16 protein-coding genes are annotated in these 16,356 nt (G+C 71.9%); 8 read left to right on the forward strand and 8 right to left on the reverse strand.

The window, feature by feature from the left end; translation table 11 throughout:
- Nucleotides 1-177: 177 nt before the first annotated feature.
- Together B9O00_RS08910 and B9O00_RS08915 are read left to right on the forward strand one after the other, a co-directional pair.
- The gene (locus B9O00_RS08910; RefSeq protein ID WP_085122123.1) at nt 178-1,137 is read left to right on the forward strand and encodes a M14 family metallopeptidase; all 960 of its coding nucleotides are present in this window, start codon (nt 178-180) and stop codon (nt 1,135-1,137) included.
- Between the two features lie 112 nt (nt 1,138-1,249).
- Nucleotides 1,250-2,242, forward strand: coding sequence for an ATP-grasp domain-containing protein (locus tag B9O00_RS08915; RefSeq protein ID WP_085122124.1), 993 nt, complete (start codon nt 1,250-1,252; stop codon nt 2,240-2,242).
- A gap of 147 nt (nt 2,243-2,389) precedes the next feature.
- Here B9O00_RS08915 and B9O00_RS08920 read toward each other — a convergent pair whose 3' ends face one another.
- Nucleotides 2,390-2,647, reverse strand: coding sequence for a DUF6455 family protein (locus B9O00_RS08920; RefSeq protein ID WP_085122125.1), 258 nt, complete (start codon nt 2,645-2,647; stop codon nt 2,390-2,392).
- A 172-nt stretch (nt 2,648-2,819) separates the two neighbouring features.
- Between B9O00_RS08920 and B9O00_RS08925 the strand changes: the two genes are divergently transcribed.
- From B9O00_RS08925 to B9O00_RS08935, 3 genes are all read left to right on the forward strand, one after another.
- Complete coding sequence (locus tag B9O00_RS08925; protein WP_085122126.1) at nt 2,820-3,299, forward strand: methyltransferase family protein; 480 nt, start codon at nt 2,820-2,822, stop codon at nt 3,297-3,299.
- 228 nt (nt 3,300-3,527) lie between these two features.
- A complete protein-coding gene (locus B9O00_RS08930; RefSeq protein WP_159460152.1) occupies nt 3,528-4,625 on the forward strand; it encodes a porin in 1,098 nt (365 codons plus the stop codon).
- An 85-nt stretch (nt 4,626-4,710) separates the two neighbouring features.
- Nucleotides 4,711-4,929: a hypothetical protein gene (locus B9O00_RS08935; protein ID WP_085122128.1), complete on the forward strand. Its 219-nt coding sequence runs from the start codon at nt 4,711-4,713 to the stop codon at nt 4,927-4,929.
- 7 nt (nt 4,930-4,936) lie between these two features.
- Here the strand turns inward: B9O00_RS08935 and B9O00_RS08940 are convergent, their stop codons facing one another.
- Both B9O00_RS08940 and B9O00_RS08945 read right to left on the reverse strand, forming a co-directional pair.
- Nucleotides 4,937-5,590, reverse strand: a complete 654-nt coding sequence (locus B9O00_RS08940; protein WP_085122129.1) for an SCO family protein — start codon at nt 5,588-5,590, stop codon at nt 4,937-4,939.
- Between the two features lie 10 nt (nt 5,591-5,600).
- Nucleotides 5,601-6,296: a TetR/AcrR family transcriptional regulator gene (locus tag B9O00_RS08945; protein ID WP_085122130.1), complete on the reverse strand. Its 696-nt coding sequence runs from the start codon at nt 6,294-6,296 to the stop codon at nt 5,601-5,603.
- 184 nt (nt 6,297-6,480) lie between these two features.
- On the opposite strand from B9O00_RS08945, the gene B9O00_RS08950 reads away from it, so the two are divergent.
- The 3 genes from B9O00_RS08950 to B9O00_RS08960 all read left to right on the forward strand — a co-directional run bounded on the left by B9O00_RS08950 (nt 6,481) and on the right by B9O00_RS08960 (nt 11,552).
- Nucleotides 6,481-7,758 (forward strand): HlyD family secretion protein, encoded by a 1,278-nt coding sequence (locus B9O00_RS08950; protein WP_200808444.1) that lies wholly within the window; start codon nt 6,481-6,483, stop codon nt 7,756-7,758.
- A 13-nt stretch (nt 7,759-7,771) separates the two neighbouring features.
- Nucleotides 7,772-9,322, forward strand: a complete 1,551-nt coding sequence (locus B9O00_RS08955) for a DHA2 family efflux MFS transporter permease subunit (protein ID WP_085122131.1) — start codon at nt 7,772-7,774, stop codon at nt 9,320-9,322.
- A 136-nt stretch (nt 9,323-9,458) separates the two neighbouring features.
- The gene (locus tag B9O00_RS08960; RefSeq protein WP_085122132.1) at nt 9,459-11,552 is read left to right on the forward strand and encodes a methyl-accepting chemotaxis protein; all 2,094 of its coding nucleotides are present in this window, start codon (nt 9,459-9,461) and stop codon (nt 11,550-11,552) included.
- A 40-nt stretch (nt 11,553-11,592) separates the two neighbouring features.
- On the opposite strand, the gene B9O00_RS08965 is transcribed toward B9O00_RS08960, so the two are convergent.
- The 5 genes from B9O00_RS08965 to B9O00_RS08985 form a co-directional block, all read right to left on the reverse strand.
- On the reverse strand, nt 11,593-12,723 hold the full coding sequence (locus B9O00_RS08965; protein ID WP_085122133.1) for a site-2 protease family protein: 1,131 nt from the start codon (nt 12,721-12,723) through the stop codon (nt 11,593-11,595).
- Nucleotides 12,724-12,881: 158 nt separating this feature from the next.
- Nucleotides 12,882-13,625, reverse strand: coding sequence for an SDR family oxidoreductase (locus tag B9O00_RS08970; protein ID WP_085122134.1), 744 nt, complete (start codon nt 13,623-13,625; stop codon nt 12,882-12,884).
- 6 nt (nt 13,626-13,631) lie between these two features.
- Nucleotides 13,632-13,958 (reverse strand): antibiotic biosynthesis monooxygenase, encoded by a 327-nt coding sequence (locus B9O00_RS08975; protein WP_085122135.1) that lies wholly within the window; start codon nt 13,956-13,958, stop codon nt 13,632-13,634.
- A gap of 14 nt (nt 13,959-13,972) precedes the next feature.
- On the reverse strand, nt 13,973-15,130 hold the full coding sequence (locus B9O00_RS08980; protein ID WP_179243927.1) for an acyl-CoA dehydrogenase family protein: 1,158 nt from the start codon (nt 15,128-15,130) through the stop codon (nt 13,973-13,975).
- Between the two features lie 211 nt (nt 15,131-15,341).
- Nucleotides 15,342-16,265: a CmcJ/NvfI family oxidoreductase gene (locus B9O00_RS08985; RefSeq protein WP_200808445.1), complete on the reverse strand. Its 924-nt coding sequence runs from the start codon at nt 16,263-16,265 to the stop codon at nt 15,342-15,344.
- Nucleotides 16,266-16,356: the final 91 nt, after the last annotated feature.

A 16,356-nucleotide genomic window follows, 5' to 3' on the forward strand; every position in this document is an offset into this window, starting at 1 on the left:
GCCCGGGTCTGTCCAGGAAAAGCGCAATATCCGGGGGCGTTCCGGTCCGTCGACTCCAGGCTTTCGACTGCAGGCAGGCAAGTAGTGACAGAGTTTCGCTTCTCCGCTCCCCGCGGCGTTGACCCGCACCCTTGCCTGCCTTAGAGCAGAGGATCCCATGGCAAGCCGGGCCCGACCATGCCGAGCGCCAGCACCGACAGCTACCCGATCGAACTCACGCCTCCGGATATTGGCGTTCATCGCGCCGCGAACACGGGCATCGACTGGCTGTGGAGCTTCGACTCCGGCCTGCCCGGCAGCCACGTCCTGCTGACCGCGGTTGTGCACGGCAACGAGCTGTGCGGTGCCATCGCCCTCGACGGCTTCCTGCGCGAAGGCCTGCGCCCACGCCGCGGCCGGCTCAGCCTGGGCTTCATGAACGTCGCGGCATTCCAGCGCTTCGACCCTGCGGACCCGACCGCCTCGCGCTTCGTCGACGAGGACTTCAACCGGGTCTGGTCGGAGAGCACGCTCGACGGGCCGCGCCAGAGCGTCGAGCTGGCCCGGGCCCGGACGCTCAGGCCCTTCCTCGACACCGTCGACCGGCTGCTCGACATCCACTCGATGCAGCACCGCACGCCGCCCCTGATGCTGGCCGGGCCGCTCGCCAAGGGCCGGGACCTGGCCGCCCGGGTCGGCATCCCCGAACTGGTGGTCAGCGACCAGGGCCATGCCGCGGGGCGCCGGCTGCGCGACTACGGCGGCTTCGGCGACCCGGACAGCCCGAAGAACGCCCTGCTGGTCGAGTGCGGACAGCACTGGGAAGCCGCCGCGGCGCCGCTGGCGGTGGCGACGGCGCTGCGCTTCCTGCTCGCCTGCGGCACGCTGGATGCGGCCGACGTCGCCGGCCGCCTCGGCACCGCGGCGGCGCCGCAGCGTTTCATCGAGGTCACCGACGCCGTCACCATCGAGAGCGACGACTTCCGCTTCGTCGAGGACTTCCGCGGCCTCGAGACGATCCCGCGCAAGGGCTCGCTGCTGGGACACGACGGCGACCGCCCGGTGGTCACGCCCTACGACGACTGCGTGCTGATCATGCCCTCGCGCCGCCTGCATCGCGGCCAGACGGCCGTGCGCCTGGGCCGCTTCCTGGCCTGAGGCGCGACCGCCCCGGTCACGAAACCTGTGACCTGAGGTCGGGTCGTCGCGGCTTGAGCCGGAGGCGCAGGCGCCTCACCTTCCCCTTCCGAACCGCAGGAAGGGGCCAAGCATGAGCCGGATCTACGTTCTGCACAAGAACGAGGCGTGGGTGCTGCCGCTGCGCGCGGCTTTCGAGGCGCAAGGCCTGCCCTACGAGGAGTGGTTCCTCGACCAGGGCCGCGTCGTGCTCGACCGCCTGCCGCCCGAAGGCATCTTCTACAACCGCATGAGCGCCTCGTCGCACACCCGCGGTCATCGCTTCGGCCCCGAGGCGACGCGCGCGACGCTGCAGTGGCTGGAGCTGCACGGCCGGCGCACCGTCAACGGCAGCCGGGCGATCGCGCTGGAGGTCGACAAGCTCGGCCAGTACGCGGCGCTGCAGGCCGCGGGCATCGCGACGCCGCGCACGGTCGCCGCCGTCGGCCGCGAACAGGTGCTGGCCGCCGCGCGCGAGTTCGGCGCCTGGCCGCTGATCCTGAAGCCGAACCGCGGCGGCAAGGGTCTGGGCGTGCGCCTCGTGCATTCGCCCTCGGCCGTCGAGCAGGCGCTCGACGATCCGGCCGCGGCGCCGCTGGACGGCATCTGGCTGATCCAGCAGTACGTCGCCGCGCCCGAGCCCTTCATCACCCGCCTGGAGTTCGTCGGCGGGCGCTTCCACTACGCGGTCCGCGTCGACACCAGCGAGGGCTTCGAGCTCTGCCCGGCCGGCGCCTGCGCGCTGCCGGCGCAGCAGCTGGCCGAAGGCGCCCTCTGCCCGGCCGGCCCTTCCGGGACCGAGCCGGGCGAGGCGCCGAAGTTCCGCATCGCCGACGGCTTCCACCCTGCCCTGTCCGGGCGTCTGGAGCGCTTCCTCGCCGCCCACGGCATCGAGGTCGCCGGCGTCGAGTTCATCGTCGACCGCCAGGGCCAGCCCTTCGTCTACGACATCAACACCAACACCAACTACAACGCCGAGGCCGAGACGCGGGCGGGCATGGATGACCCGGCCTTCGAAGGCGGCATGGCACGCCTGGCCCGCTTTCTGGGCGAGGAGCTGCGCAATCTGCAGGCCCAGGCGGCCTGACCGTCGGCGCCGGCGGCAGCGACATCACGCGCCGGAAATGCTTCGCCCGGCCCCGGAGGCCGCACGACGCGCCCGGCGGACTCTCCGCGGTCTCATGCCCGACGTGCCGAGGCCGGCGGACCGTGAAGCCGCCGCCTCGGCCGGTGGTCAGTGCAGCTGACGGAGCCGGAAGCGCCCGGCGTTCGGGCAGAAGGCCGGCGGCCGGTTGACGACGTCCTCCGCCGCGGCCTCGAGCCAGAGCCGGCAGCGCTCGCCGTGCGGACAGGCGATGCAGGCACGGGCCACCGACAGCATGGTCTGGCCGAGCCGGTCGCGGGCCAGTTCGACCCGGTCGACGCCGCAGCGGTCCATCATCCGGCCGAGATTGCTGGCGCGGGAATCGAGTCGGGACAGAAAGGCGGTCATTGCGCGATCCCTCGTTGCGGGGCCCCTCGTGCCGCCGTCCGGCGGCAGCCCCATCGAAGCGGAGGCCGCCATTGGGCCCCGAACGCCGCGCCCCGTCCTTGCGCTAGCGCAAATCGCGCGCCGGGCCGCACGCCAAGGGGTATGCTTGCCGTCCACCGAAGCGGAGCCACCGATGGCTGGCCAGGATCCCGCCCGCTCGGCGGGCGTCGTCGCCCCGCCGCCCCTGATCTATCTCGCTGCGCTGCTGCTCGGCCTCGGGCTCGACCGCCTGCTCGGCCTGCCCGGGCTCGGGCTCGGATCCGGGCTGCGGCTCGCCCTGGCGGCCGCCTGCGGGCTCGTCGGCCTGGCGCTGGCCGCGCCGGCGCTTCTCGGCTTCCGTCGCGCCGGCACCCAGGTCGAGCCCTGGAAGCCCTCGAGCGCCCTGGTCACCGGCGGCCCCTACCGCTGGACCCGCAATCCCATGTACCTGGGGCTGACCCTGGTCTACCTCGCCGCCGCGCTGGTCGCCGGCAGCGCCGCCGCCCTGGTCCTGCTCGCGCCGCTTCTGCTGGTCGTGCGCTACGGCGTGATCGGCCGCGAGGAGCGCTACCTCGAGGCGCTCTTCGGCCAGCCCTACCGCGACTACAAGGCCCGCGTCCGGCGCTGGTTCTGACGCGACCCTCCGTATGCATGCGAATGCGAGTCCTTCGCAAATTACAGATTGCGAAAGACTCGCATTTGCATATGATCCGCGGCTGACGCAGCGGCATGGCCGGGTCCGGGATCCGTCGGGGCACCGCCATCGACCGGATTCCCGCCGCTCCTGGCCCCTCGGGCCTCGCGCCGTCGGACAGAGGCATGCGGGCGAACGCCCGCCAGAAGGATGAAGGGGAAAGATTTGATGCGAAGGGGACTTCTCAACGGCACGGCGCTGGTCGCCGCCGCCACGGCCGCCGCAGCGATGGCTGCACCGGCCCAGGCCCAGATCCACCTGAGCCTGGAAGGCATCATGCAGCAGTTCCTGGGCTACGCGAACAGCGACACCAACGTCGGCTCGGGTGGCGACGCCTTCAACGGCTTCGACGTCAAGTCGAACTCCGAGATCTACTTCGTCGGCTCGACGACCCTCGACAACGGCCTCAAGTTCGGCGTCAGCATCACTCTCGAGGGCAACAGCAACGCCGACAACCAGATCGACGACTCCTTCATGTTCGTCGAGGGCTCGTTCGGCCGCTTCAACATCGGCGGCGAGAACTCGGCCGGCTACCTGATGAGCTATGCCGCGCCGGACGTCGGCCTGGGCGTCAACTCGACCTCGATCCTGACCGGCTTCCTGCCGCAGGCCGGCGGCTTCGCCGGCGCCAACTTCTTCGACGCCCCGCTCGGCTCGACCTATCTCGAGCTCGACGCCGCCGACAAGTCGCAGAAGATCAGCTACTTCACGCCGCGCTTCTCCGGCTTCCAGCTCGGTGCCTCCTACCTGCCGGACCCGAACAAGGACTCGAACGCGCAGGTCGACGAGACCACCGTCTCCTACCGCGACGGCTTCTCGCTCGGCGCCAACTACGTCGACACGATCGGCGAGGTCGACGTCGCGATCTCGGGCCGCTACGACTGGGCCAACGACCAGTCTGCCGCCGGCAGCGACCCCAGCCTCTACGCCTTCGGCCTGAACCTCGGCTATGCCGGCTTCACGATCGGCGGCTCCTACGCCCACACCGACGACCAGGGCGCCGACACCGGCCGCTCCTTCGACCTCGGCGCCTCCTACGAGACCGGCCCCTGGGGCGTCTCGGTCACCTACTTCAACGGCCGCGCCGAGGCCGACACCACCGTGGCCGGCGACAGCACCTACAAGGCCTACGAGGGCGCGGTCAGCTACGCCCTCGGCCCGGGCGTCACGGCGATCGGATCGGTCTCCTACCAGGATCTCGACGCCGATACCGGTGACAAGGCCAAGACCTGGGCCGTCGTCGGCGGCTTCGCCCTCGAGTTCTGACAGCCCTTTCCGGACGCCGCGCGGACGATCCGCTCCGCGCGGCGTCCCGTTGCCCGCCAGCGGAGCCGGCGCGATACTCGCCGGCATGAAGCGCGACCCCGCCGTCGATTCCGCCGAGCCGGCCGCCTGCGGCCGGTCGCGCGACCCGGTGCTCGCCGTCTCAGCCGGCTTCCTCCTGCTCTGCCTGCTGCTCGGCCTCCTGGCCTTCGTCTCGCCGGCGGCGCGCGCCTTCTACGAGGCCGGCTTCGCGGCGCTCTACGAGGCGATGGCCGGCCTGGCCGCAGCCTGCCAGTGGGCGCTCTGAAGGCAGCCTAGCCGCGGGCGGCCTCGGCCAGGGCCCGGCGCAGCGCGTCGGCGACCTGCTCGACCGTCGCCTTGTCGGCCAGCACCGCGACGGCGTTCCAGTTCCCGTCCATGACGTAGAGCCGCGAGGAGTGGTCGACCGGGTAGAAGGCCGGGTCGACCTCGGTGCGCAGGCGATAGACCACGCCGAAGCGTCGGGTCAGGCGGTCGATCTCGCGCCTGGCGCCGGTCAGGCCGACGAAGTCGGGACCGAAGGCCGCCATGTAGCCGGCCAGCCGCTCCGGCGTGTCGCGCCCGGGATCGAGGGTCACGAAGAGCGGCTGCACGCGGCCCGGCTCGGCCAGGCGATCGCGCGCCTCGGCCATGGTCTGCAGCGCCAGCGGACAGAGGTCCGGACAGAAGCTGTAGCCGAAATAGAGCAGCACGACGCGCCCGGCGAAGTCGGCCTGCGTGCGCTCGCGGCCCTGCTGGTCGGTCAGGCGGAAAGGCCCGCCGAGGTCGCGCCGCTCCTCGATCAGCCCGGCGCCGGTCAGGGTGTGGGGCTGGCTCAGCCTCTCGGCCAGCAGCCAGCCGGCGAAGCAGAGCGCGCCGCCGAGCAGCAGCGCCGTGCCCCAGCGGATCGCCCGGTCGAGCCGCGAGGCCCTGCCCGCCTGCCCGGACACCGGCGCCTCGCTAGCGCTTCGGCCCGTAGGCCTTCATGAACACCTCGACGCCGGCGCCGACGTAGCGGGCGATCTGCTCGTCGCTCGGCGGCTCGCTCTCGACCGCGTAGAGGCGGCGGCGCATCAGGCCGGAGACGCAGAGATCGAGGAGCTGGCGTGCCGCGACCTCCGGATCGGGGACATCCAGCTCGCCGCTCTCGCTCTTGCGCCGCAGGAACTCCGCCAGACGCTGCTGCGCGATCTTCGGCCCGCCTTCGTAGAAGCGCCGGCCGATCTCCGGCATGCGGTTGGTGACGCCGATGACGATGCGCTGGGCGCTGATCGCCCAGTCGGAGGTCACCTTGCGCAGCATCACCTTGCCGAGATGCAGCAGCGCGCTCTCGACGTCGGGATGGTTCTCGAAGGCGGCGAGCAGCTCGTCCCGATGCTGGCAGCGCTGCGCTTCGGCCAGCTCCGCGAACAGCTCCTCCTTGCTGGAGAAGTAGACGTAGACCGTCGCCTTCGAGACGCCGGCCTCGCGGGTGATGTCGTTCATGCTGGCGGCGTCGAAGCCGACCGAGTTGAAGACCCGCTCCGCGCCCGCGAGAATCTGTGCCCGCTTGGCGGGGTCCTCGCCAGCCGCCAAGCGCCCGCGGCGCGCCGAGGCCTCCCCGCTCTTCGCTTCCTCGACCGACCGCGCCGGCCCGTCCTTCGTCACGCTTTCCATGCTCCGTCCCCGGTGCCGCTGGCGGTCCTTCCACAAGGCGCGCGGCGCAACAACAGCTTTTCCTCAGATAGAGAACCAAACCGTTCGGTTCAATCTTGATCCGATGCCGCAGTGCGCCATATCATCGCGAAACCGAACGGTTCAGTACGCTGCCGTTCGCCCTGCCCGAAAGCGAGTGATTTCAATGGCGATGAAAGCACAGCGCCTGGAACCAAGCGAGCCGTCCGTGGAGCTGCGGCCGAGCGCCCTGCGGCCCGGGGGCGATGCCCCGGAGATCCGCGAGGAGCGGTCCCAGCCGAATCCGGCGCCCGCCCGGCCGGCTGCCCCCGCCCCCGCCCCTGCCCCTGCCACCGGCGGCCCGGGTGGCTCCGGCGGCGCCACGCCGCCGAGGAAGCGCGGCCGCGGCCGCCTGCTGCTGCTCGCCGTCGTGATGATCGCCGGCGGGCTCGGCGCCTGGCAGGGCTGGCGCTGGTGGACGCAAGGCCGTTTCCTGGTCTCGACCGACGACGCCTACGTGCAGGCCGATCTCGCGATCCTCTCGCCCAAGGTCTCCGGCTACGTGGCGGCGGTGCTGGTCGAGGAGAACCAGCCGGTCAAGGCCGGCCAGCCGGTCGTCCAGCTCGACGACGGCGACCTGCGCCTGGCGCTCGAGGCGGCCGAGGCCAAGGTCGAGACCCAGCAGGCGACCCTGACCCGCATCGCCGCCCAGATCGACGCCGCGCACCAGCAGGTCGCCAAGGCGGAGGCGGCGCGCGGCGCGACCCGCGCGCACCTGACGGAGGCCGAGGCCGACTACAGGCGCAAGGCGACCCTGGTCGCCCGCAAGGTCAGCTCGCCGGCGGAGCTCGACACCGCGACCGCCGCGCGCGACGCCGCGGCTGCCGACCTCAAGGGCAGCGATGCCGCGGTCGCCGCGGCCGGGGCCGACGTCGCGGTGCTGCAGGCCCAGCTGGAGGAGGCCCAGCAGACGCTGGGCGAACTCCAGGTCCAGCGCCGGATCGCGGCGCGCGACCTGTCCTTCGCGACGATCCGCGCGCCCTTCGACGGCCTCTTCGGCAACCGCCAGGTCCAGGCCGGCGACTACGTCACGCCGGGCCGCCAGCTGGGCGCCGTGGCGCCGCTCGACAAGGTCTTCATCGAGGCCAACTTCAAGGAGACCGACCTCGCCGGCATCACGGCCGGCGAGCGCGCGACGATCACCGTCGACGCCCTGCCCGGCGTCGAGATCGAGGGCAGGGTCGCCTCGCTGTCGCCGGCCTCGGGCTCGGTCTTCTCCCTGCTGCCGCCGGAGAACGCGACCGGCAACTTCACCAAGATCACCCAGCGCCTGCCGGTGCGCATCGAGGTGCCGGCCGCGGTCGCCGCCAGAGGCGTGCTGCGGCCCGGCCTGTCGGTCGTCGTCGAGGTCGACAAGCGGACGGCACCTGCGGAAGCCACGACCCGGACGGCCGGCGCGGACTGACGGACGTCCGGCCATGAGCAGCGCCACCGCCGAGTTTCACGTCCCGCCGCGGCGGTTCATCGCCTTCCTGGCGATGGGCTTCGGCATGTTCATGGCGATCCTCGACATCCAGATCGTCTCGGCCTCGCTGGCCGAGATCCAGGCCGGGCTCTCGGCCAGCAGCGACGAGATCTCCTGGGTCCAGACCTCCTATCTCATCGCCGAGGTCGTGATGATCCCGCTGTCCGGCTTCCTCGGCCGCCTGCTCTCGACCCGCGTGCTCTTCGCCGTCTCGGCGGCCGGCTTCACCCTGGCCAGCGCGCTCTGCGCGACCGCGACGACGATCGACGAGATGATCGTCTACCGGGCGATCCAGGGCTTCATCGGCGGCGGCATGATCCCCTCGGTCTTCGCCGCCGCCTTCACCGTCTTCCCGGCCTCGCGCCGGCCGGTCGTCTCGCCGCTGATCGGCCTGATCGCGACCCTGGCGCCGACCATCGGGCCGACGGTCGGCGGCTACGTCAGCCATGCCCTGTCCTGGCACTGGCTGTTCCTGCTCAACGTGCCGCCGGGCATCCTGGTCGCGATCACGACCTGGAGCCTGATCGACTTCGACGAGCCGGAGCCCGGCCTGCTCCGCCGCTTCGACTGGCTCGGCCTCGGCGCCATGGCGGTCTTCCTCGGCTCCCTCGAGTACGTGCTCGAGGAGGGCGCACGCGACGACTGGTTCGACAGCAGCCTGATCCTGGCCCTGGCCCTGGTCTCGGCCGCCGCCGCCCTGGTCTTCTTCGTCCACGTGCTGCGCCGTCACGAGCCGATCGTCGACCTCAAGGCCTTCGGCGACCGCAACTTCGCCCTCGGCTCGCTGTTCTCGGCGGTGCTGGGCGTCGGCCTCTACGGCCTGACCTACGTCTATCCGCTCTACCTGGCCCAGATCCGCGGCCACGATTCGCTGCAGATCGGCGAGACGCTCTTCGTCTCCGGCCTCGCCATGTTCGCGACCGCGCCGATCGCCGGGCGCCTCGCCTCCAAGGTCGATCCGCGCCTGATGGTCATGACCGGCTTCCTCGGCTTCGCGCTCGGCACCTGGATCATGACCGACGTCACCGTGCAGTGGGACTTCGACCAGCTCCTGGTGCCGCAGATCCTGCGCGGCGCCTCGCTGATGCTCTGCATCGTGACGATCAACAACCTGGCCCTCGGCACGCTGCCGCCGGCCAAGCTGAAGAACGCCTCGGGCCTCTACAACCTGATGCGCAACCTGGGCGGCGCGATCGGCCTGGCGATCATCAACACCGTGCTGAACGACCGCACCGACCTGCATCTCGCGCGCCTGCACAGCTCGGTCGCCTGGGGACGCGCCGCCGTCGCCGATCGCCTGCAGACCCTGCAGGCCGCCTTCGCCGCCCACGGCCTGGACGGCAGCCGGGCCGCGGTCGCCGAGCTGGCGGCGATCGCGCGCCGCCAAGCCCACGTCATGTCCTTCGCCGACGTCTTCTTCCTGCTGACCCTGCTCTTCGTCTCCCTGGCCTTCCTCGCCTTCACGCTGCACCGCCCGCGACGGGCCGCGGCCGGCGGCCACTGACGGGCCGCGCCCGTCCCGGAAAAGCCCGGCGATCGTAACCGAAGATTAATGCGCACTTTCCTAGTTTGGCATGCCGACGTCTTCCGGGCGTCGGGCGCCGCGCCGACCGTGCGCCTCCTGCAATCCGGGAACCCACATGCCCAAGCTCCTCCGCGACATGCGCATTTCCGTCCTGCTGACCAGCCTCTTCGCGATCATGCTCGTCATTCTGGTCGTGCGCCTCGGCGCCACCATGCTCGACGCCGCGGACAAGAGGCAGGCCGCGGAGATCGCGGCGAGCACCGCGTCGGCGGCCGAGACCGTCTTCACGGCGCTGCAGAACACGCGCCTGGAACGCGGCCCGACGACCAGCGCCCTGAAGGCCGAGGGCCCTGCCGCCGCCAGCTTCATCGCCTCGGTCGAGAACCGCCGCTCGATCTCGCGGCCGGCCCTGGAAGCGGTGATCGCCGCCTGCAGGCGGATCGCCTGCTCGAGCGCCGTCGATCCCGAGCAGCTCGACAAGGATCGCCAGAACCTCGAGCGCCTGCGCCCGATCGTCGACACGTCGCTCAAGAGCACGCTCCCGGAGCGGCCGGCGAACATCGCCCAGGAATGGCAGGACGCCGCCACGGCCGTCGTCAAGCAGCTCGAGGCGATCTCGGCCGCTCTCGACGACCGCATGCGCATGGCCGATCCGATCATCGCCGAGCAGATCGCCATCAAGAACGCCGCCTATCTGGTGCGCGACGCCTTCGGGCTCGAGCGGGTCGCCTTCTCCGACGCCATCGCCCGGGGCTCGATCACGCCGGAAGCGGCGCTGAAGATGACCAGCCTGCGCGGCCGCGCCGACGCCAGCCAGCGCATCCTCGACTCCTTGATGGCGCGGCCCGGCGTCAACGCCGAGATCCGCCGAGCCTACGACGCGGGCTTCGCCGCCTACGGCAAGCTGATCGGCGAGCGCGCGAAGATCGAGGCGTCGCTGAAGGACGGCAAGCCGCTCGACGTCACCGGCAACGACTGGACCCTGCGCTCGACCAAGGTGCTGGACGCGCTCGTCGGCATCGCAACGACCGCGCTTCGCGAGACCCGCGTGCACGCCATGGCCCGGGTCGAGGACAGCAATCGCCGGCTGCTTCTGGCCGGTGGCCTCCTCGGCCTCGCCCTGGTGCTCGGCGTCGGCGGCCTGCTGCTGGTGCGCATCCGCGTGGTCAGGCCGATCGGCCGGATCACCCGGGCCATGCTGCAGGTCGCCGAGGGCGACCTCGAGGTCGAGGTGCCCTACCGCGAGCGGCGCGACGAGATCGGCGAGCTCGCCGGCACGCTCGTCGTGTTCAAGCAGAACGCCGCCGAGCGCGCCCGCGTCGAGGCGCTCAATTCCGAGGCCCAGCAGCAGCGCGAGCAGCGCCAGCAGGCGGTCGACCGGATCATCGGCGAGTTCGATGCCGGCGTCTCGGACGTGCTGGCGACCGTCGCCTCGGCGGCGACCCAGCTGGAGCAGACCGCGCGCTCGATGGCGAGCATCGCCGAGACCACGGCCGGCCAGTCCCAGGAGTCCGTGTCTGCCGCCGAGCGCACCGCGAGCAACGTCCAGACCATCGCCTCGGCCGCCGAAGAGATGTCCTCCTCGACCTCCGAGATCGCCCAGCAGGTCGAGGAGAGCGCACGCATCGCCCAGGTCGCCTCGCAGGAGGCCGAGGAGACCAACGGCATCGTCGAGAACCTGGCCGGCTCGGCCCAGCGCATCGGCGAGGTCGTCGAGCTGATCAACTCGATCGCCGAGCAGACCAACCTGCTGGCGCTCAACGCGACCATCGAGGCGGCCCGCGCCGGCGACGCCGGCAAGGGCTTCGCCGTGGTCGCCGGCGAGGTCAAGACGCTGGCGACCCAGACCGCCAAGGCGACCGAGGAGATCTCCTCTCAGATCGGCGCCATGCAGTCGGCGACCGGTGCGGCGGTCGAGGCCATCAAGTCGATCCGCAAGGTCATCGAGCAGGTCAACGCGATCGCGACCAGCGTCTCGGCGGCGGTCGAGGAGCAGAACGCCGCGACCGGCGAGATCTCGCGCAACGTCCAGATCGCCGCCGGCGCCACCCAGGAGGTGACGGCCGGCATCCTGAAGGTCACCGAGGCGGCCTCGCAGACCGGCGCCGCCGGCGAGCAGGTGCTCGGCGCCGCCGGCTCGCTGTCGCAGCAGTCGGAGTCCCTGCGCCGCGACATCGAGGCCTTCCTGGCGCGCATCCGCGCCGCCTGACCGGAACGGCCGGCCGGCGCCCGGAGACGGCGCCGGCCGCCTACTCCTGCTCCAGCTCCAGGCGCAGGGCGAGCAGCTTCATCAGGTCCTTGAGGGTCAGCAGGCCGACCAGCCGGCCGCGCTCGACCACGATCAGGCGGCTGACCCCGTCGCGCTGCATGCGGGCCAGCGCCTGCACGGCGTCGCCGCCGGCCTCGATCGTGATCGTCGCGTCGAGCGGCCGAGCGATCTCGCCGACCGTCGTCTCGTCCCAGAGCGCGCGCGGCACCGCCTTGATCTGCCGGGTCTCGATCGAGCCGAGCAGGCGGTCGCCAGCGACGACCGGATAGAAGTCGTGGCCGTGGTGGAACAGGTAGTCCTCGACGAAGGCGCGGACCGTCGTGTCGTGCGGCACCGCGACCGGATCGTCGGTCATGAAGCGGCGCACCGGCTCGCCGGTCAGCATCTGGCGCGACTGCAGCTGGACCAGCGACGAGGCGGCGGCCTGGCGGATGAAGAGGCCGATCAGGAACCACCAGAAGCCGCCAACGAAGTTGCCGCTCAGCAGGTTGAAGAGGCCGAGGCCGACCAGCGCCAGGCCGAAGAGCGAGCCGGCCCGGCTGGCGGCCCGGGTCGCGCGCTTCAGGTCGCCCCAGCGGTACCAGAGCGCCGCGCGCAGCACCCGCCCGCCGTCCATCGGGAAGGCCGGGATCAGGTTGAAGCCGGCGAGCAGCAGGTTGAGGAAGCCGAGGTAGCTGGCGATGCCCCAGACCGGCGGCGGCGCGCCGTAGCTCTGGCCGAGCGCGGCCAGGCCGTAGAAGACGCCGGCCAGGAACAGGCTGGCCAGCGGCCCGGCGACCGCCATCCAGAACTCGACCTTGGCGCTCATCGGCTCCTCCTGCATCTCGGCGACGCCGCCGAACAGGAAGAGGGTGATGCCGCGGATCTCCAGGCCGAAGCGCCGGGCGACCAGCGAGTGCGACAGCTCGTGGAAGACCAGCGAGACCAGCACGCCGACCACGCCGACCACGGCCATCCACCAGTAGGTCGCGACGGTCAGCCCCTGGTAGAGGCTGGGAAAGAGCCCCTGGGCGAGCGACCAGGCGATCAGCAGCGCCAGGAAGGCCCAGGACAGGTCGACCTTGACCCGGAAACCGAAGATCTCGAAGAGCGTGACCTGCCTGCCGAACACTGTGCATCCCCTCGTCGATGAGCGGGACCAGCGTCCCGCTTCGCAGGTGGGGCGGCATTGCGGTCGATCAAGCGCGGCTGGTGGTCCCGGGCTCCCGCTCTGCTCCCCGGGAGCCCCCCTCTCTGCCCCTCCGGGGCGGAGAGGGAACTCGGTCGCTCCTACACCGTGACCGGGCACAGGCCGCCGTCGACCAGCAGGTTCTGGCCGGTGACGTAGGCGGCCTGGCGGCTGCACAGGAAGGCGCAGGCAGCGCCGAACTCCTCGGGGGTGCCGGCCCGGCCCATCGGCACCCTGGCGATCAGCGCCTCGGCGGTCGCGCCGAGCGCCCGGATGCGCTCGGTCGCGATGGTGCCGGGCAGCAGGTTGTTGATCGTGACACCCTCGGGCGCGACCTGGCGGGCGACGCCCGCGACGTAGCCGGTCAGGGCCAGGCGCGGCACGGTCGAGAGATCGAGCCTCTGGACCGGCATGCGGACCGTCAGAGAGGTCACGTTGACGATCCGCCCGAAGCGCCGGCCGATCATCGCGTCGACCGTCGCCCGGATCAGTTCGGCCGCGGCCAGGAAGTTGGTCTCCAGGGCCGCCGTCCAATGCGCCGGCCCAAGCGCGCGGAAGTCGAGGCTCGGCGGCCCGCCGGCATTGGTCACCAGAATGTCGGGGTCGGGCAAGGCCGCCAGCGCGGCCGCGCGACCGGCTGCCTCGGACAGATCGGCGACGACGAAGGCCGGCCGCCGTCCGGTGCTTTCCGCCAGCCGCGCCGCGGCGGCGGCCAGCCGTTCCTCGCTGCGCGAGACCAGCGTCACGGCGACGCCCTCGGCGGCCAGCGCCTCGGCGCAGGCATAGCCCAGGCCCTGCGAGGCGCCGCAGACCAGGGCGCGGCGGCCGGCGATGCCGAGATCCATGGCCGCCTACGCACCCGGCAGCGCGGCGTTCATCGCCAGCGCGACCTCGTAGTGCGCGGCCGTCTCCTCGAAGGCGGCGAGCACGGCGCGCGCCTCCGGCTCGACGACGCTGCGCCCGATGTCGTCGCCGGCGAAGGCGCGGATCGAGTCGAGGCTGTCCCACAGCGTGACCGCCAGCACCTCGGTGCCGCCCTCGGCCTCGCGCTGCAGCAGGAAGGCGCCGCGATGCCCGGCCATCGTCGCCAGCTCCGGGAAGACCCGGGCCTCGAGGTGGTGCCGGTAGTCCGCGGCCCTGCCCGCTCGGGCGAGGCCGCGCCAGACGCGCACGATCATGCCGCTCCTCCGCTTCAGGTGACGCCGTGGAAGCCGGTCTCGGCGGCGATCTGCCGGCCGATGACCAGGCGCTGGATGTCCGAGGTGCCCTCGTAGATCGTGCAGACCCGGACGTCGCGATAGATCCGCTCGACCGGGAAGTCGGCGAGGTAGCCGTAGCCGCCGTGCACCTGGATCGCCTCGCGGCAGATCCGTTCCGCCGTCTCGCTGGCGAAGAGCTTGGCCATCGAGGCCTCCTTGAGGCAGGGCCGCCCGGCGTCGCGCAGGGCGGCGGCGCGCAGCACCATCAGCTCCGCGGCGGCCAGGCCGGTCGCCATGTCGGCGAGCCGGAAGGCGACGGCCTGGTGCTCTATGATCGCCTTGCCGAAGGTCCGGCGCTCCCTGGCGTAGGCCAGCGCCGCCTCGTAGGCGGCGCGCGCCATGCCGACCGACTGGGCGGCGACGCCGATGCGTCCGCCCTCCAGCCCCGAGAGCGCGATCGCATAGCCCTGCCCCTCCTCGCCGAGCAGCTGGTCGGGCCCGACCTCGCAGTCCTCGAAGACCAGGTGGCAGTGGTCGGTCGCGCGCTGGCCGAGCGTCTCCTCGACCCGCGCGACCCTGTAGCCGGGCGTGTCGGTCGGCACCAGGAAGGCCGAGATGCCCTTGCGGCCGGCCTCGGGGTCGGTGACCGCGAAGACCAGCGCGAGCTGGGCGCTGCGCCCCGAGGTGATGAACTGCTTGCTGCCGTCGAGGACCCAGCGGTTGCCCCGGCGCCGCGCGCGGGTGCGGATCGCCGCGGCGTCGGAGCCGGCGGCCGGCTCGGTCAGGCAGAAGGCGCCGAGCCAGGTACCGGACGCCAGCGGCCGCAGGAAGCGCTCCTTCTGCCCGCGGCTGCCCCAGGCCAGGATCGGCAGGCAGGCGAGCGAGTTGTGGACCTGGAAGGCGGTCGAGACCGCGCCGTCGGCGGCAGCGATCTCCATGATCGAGAGCGCGTAGGAGACGAGGTCGGCACCGGCACCGCCCCAGTCCTCGGGCACCAGCATGCCCATCAGGCCCAGCTCGGCCATCTTCGCGAAGGCCTCGGCCGGGAAGCGCCGCTCGCGGTCCCGAGCGGCGGCGCCCGGCGCCAGCTCGCGCCGGGCGAACTCGGCGACTGTGTCCCGGATCATCCGCTGCCGCTCGCTCAACACCATCGCCCCCTCCCACCGGTTCCAGCTCTCGGCAGGATCCCGGCGGCAGGGGGCGGCGGTATTGGCGAAAATTTGGGCGGCAGCGTCGCCCTTTGTGCGCCACATCCCTCGACAGGCTCGGGATGAAGCGACCTGCGAGCCAGCTCTGACGCTCGCTTCGTCCCGAGCCTGTCGAGGGGCGTGCAGGCTCGGGTGGCTCCGATCTCGAGCCGCCTCAGGCCTCGAAGATCATCAGGGTGCGCACCTCGATCGACTCGCGGGGCGCGGCCGCCGCCGGCGTGTCGGGCAGCTCGACGGCGCTGTGCGGCGTGAAGCGGGCACGGCCGTCGTCCAGGCTGTCCCAGCCCTTGATCAGCAGCACCTCGTCCGGGGTCATGCGCGGCGCGAAGTACCAGCGCTGGGTCGGCGCGTAGCTCAGGTGGTAGATCTCGCCGACCCGGTCCGGGAAGATCTGGTCGGTCGCGACCAGCTCGCGCGGCCGCACCGTGCCGGCGTCGGCCAGGGCCAGGGGCGAGCGCTCGACCGGCCCGCGGATCGGCCGCCAGACGTTGACCTGGACGATGCGCGCCCCGCTCTCCGCCAGGCGGGCCGCCTCGGCCTCGCCGAGGATGTCGCGCACCCGCTGGGGGCCGCTCGCCTCCGTGTAGTCGACATGGACCCGGCTGGCCGGCCCGCGCAGGCCGTCGCGGTTGCGCGCCCCGGTGCCGTCGTCCGAGCGCCGCGTGACGTCGAAGACGACGACCCGGTCGGCGCCGGTCGCGCCCTTCAGCAGGTCTTCAATCTCGGGCTTGTAGCGGCTCTCGATCGCCTCGTCGTCGTAGAGGTCGGCGACGGCGCTGCGGTGGCGCAGCAGCTCGAAACCCTCGCGATCGAGCGACAGCGCGCCCTCCAGCGGCCGCATGTCGTGGACCGGCACGACGTGGCGTTCGCTGTCGAACAGCATCTGCGGCGCGCCGCCGGTCCAGGCCGAGCTGTAGAACCGCGGCTTGGTCTCGGTCGGCACGATGAAGGTGAGCGGCGCCCGGACGTCGGCGCCGACCGCGTCGATGCCGCGGTAGCCGGCTGCCGAGGGAACCAGCGCGCTCCGGCGGCTCCCGTCGACGAAGGCGAGGAGCGGATTGGCGATCGTGGTTTGCATGGCGACCTCCTGAAGCTCTGGATTGTCTTTCCGCCTCCAGAGATGCCGCCGCCGGCGCGCGAGCGCCAACGAGTTCGCTTCAGGTCGACTT

Source organism: Tistlia consotensis USBA 355, assembly GCF_900177295.1.
In the GTDB taxonomy this organism is placed as follows: Bacteria; Pseudomonadota; Alphaproteobacteria; order Kiloniellales; family DSM-21159; genus Tistlia; species Tistlia consotensis.

Bases quoted from the DNA above. Each gene is read 5' to 3' on its own strand.
- B9O00_RS08910 (WP_085122123.1), top strand. From the start codon at position 178: ATGCCGAGCGCCAGCACCGACAGCTACCCGATCGAACTCACGCCTCCG.
- B9O00_RS08915 (WP_085122124.1), top strand. From the start codon at position 1,250: ATGAGCCGGATCTACGTTCTGCACAAGAACGAGGCGTGGGTGCTGCCG.
- B9O00_RS08920 (WP_085122125.1), bottom strand. From the start codon at position 2,647: ATGACCGCCTTTCTGTCCCGACTCGATTCCCGCGCCAGCAATCTCGGC.
- B9O00_RS08925 (WP_085122126.1), top strand. From the start codon at position 2,820: ATGGCTGGCCAGGATCCCGCCCGCTCGGCGGGCGTCGTCGCCCCGCCG.
- B9O00_RS08930 (WP_159460152.1), top strand. From the start codon at position 3,528: ATGCGAAGGGGACTTCTCAACGGCACGGCGCTGGTCGCCGCCGCCACG.
- B9O00_RS08935 (WP_085122128.1), top strand. From the start codon at position 4,711: ATGAAGCGCGACCCCGCCGTCGATTCCGCCGAGCCGGCCGCCTGCGGC.
- B9O00_RS08945 (WP_085122130.1), bottom strand. From the start codon at position 6,296: ATGGAAAGCGTGACGAAGGACGGGCCGGCGCGGTCGGTCGAGGAAGCG.
- B9O00_RS08950 (WP_200808444.1), top strand. From the start codon at position 6,481: ATGGCGATGAAAGCACAGCGCCTGGAACCAAGCGAGCCGTCCGTGGAG.
- B9O00_RS08955 (WP_085122131.1), top strand. From the start codon at position 7,772: ATGAGCAGCGCCACCGCCGAGTTTCACGTCCCGCCGCGGCGGTTCATC.
- B9O00_RS08960 (WP_085122132.1), top strand. From the start codon at position 9,459: ATGCCCAAGCTCCTCCGCGACATGCGCATTTCCGTCCTGCTGACCAGC.
- B9O00_RS08970 (WP_085122134.1), bottom strand. From the start codon at position 13,625: ATGGATCTCGGCATCGCCGGCCGCCGCGCCCTGGTCTGCGGCGCCTCG.
- B9O00_RS08975 (WP_085122135.1), bottom strand. From the start codon at position 13,958: ATGATCGTGCGCGTCTGGCGCGGCCTCGCCCGAGCGGGCAGGGCCGCG.
- B9O00_RS08980 (WP_179243927.1), bottom strand. From the start codon at position 15,130: ATGGTGTTGAGCGAGCGGCAGCGGATGATCCGGGACACAGTCGCCGAG.
- B9O00_RS08985 (WP_200808445.1), bottom strand. From the start codon at position 16,265: ATGCAAACCACGATCGCCAATCCGCTCCTCGCCTTCGTCGACGGGAGC.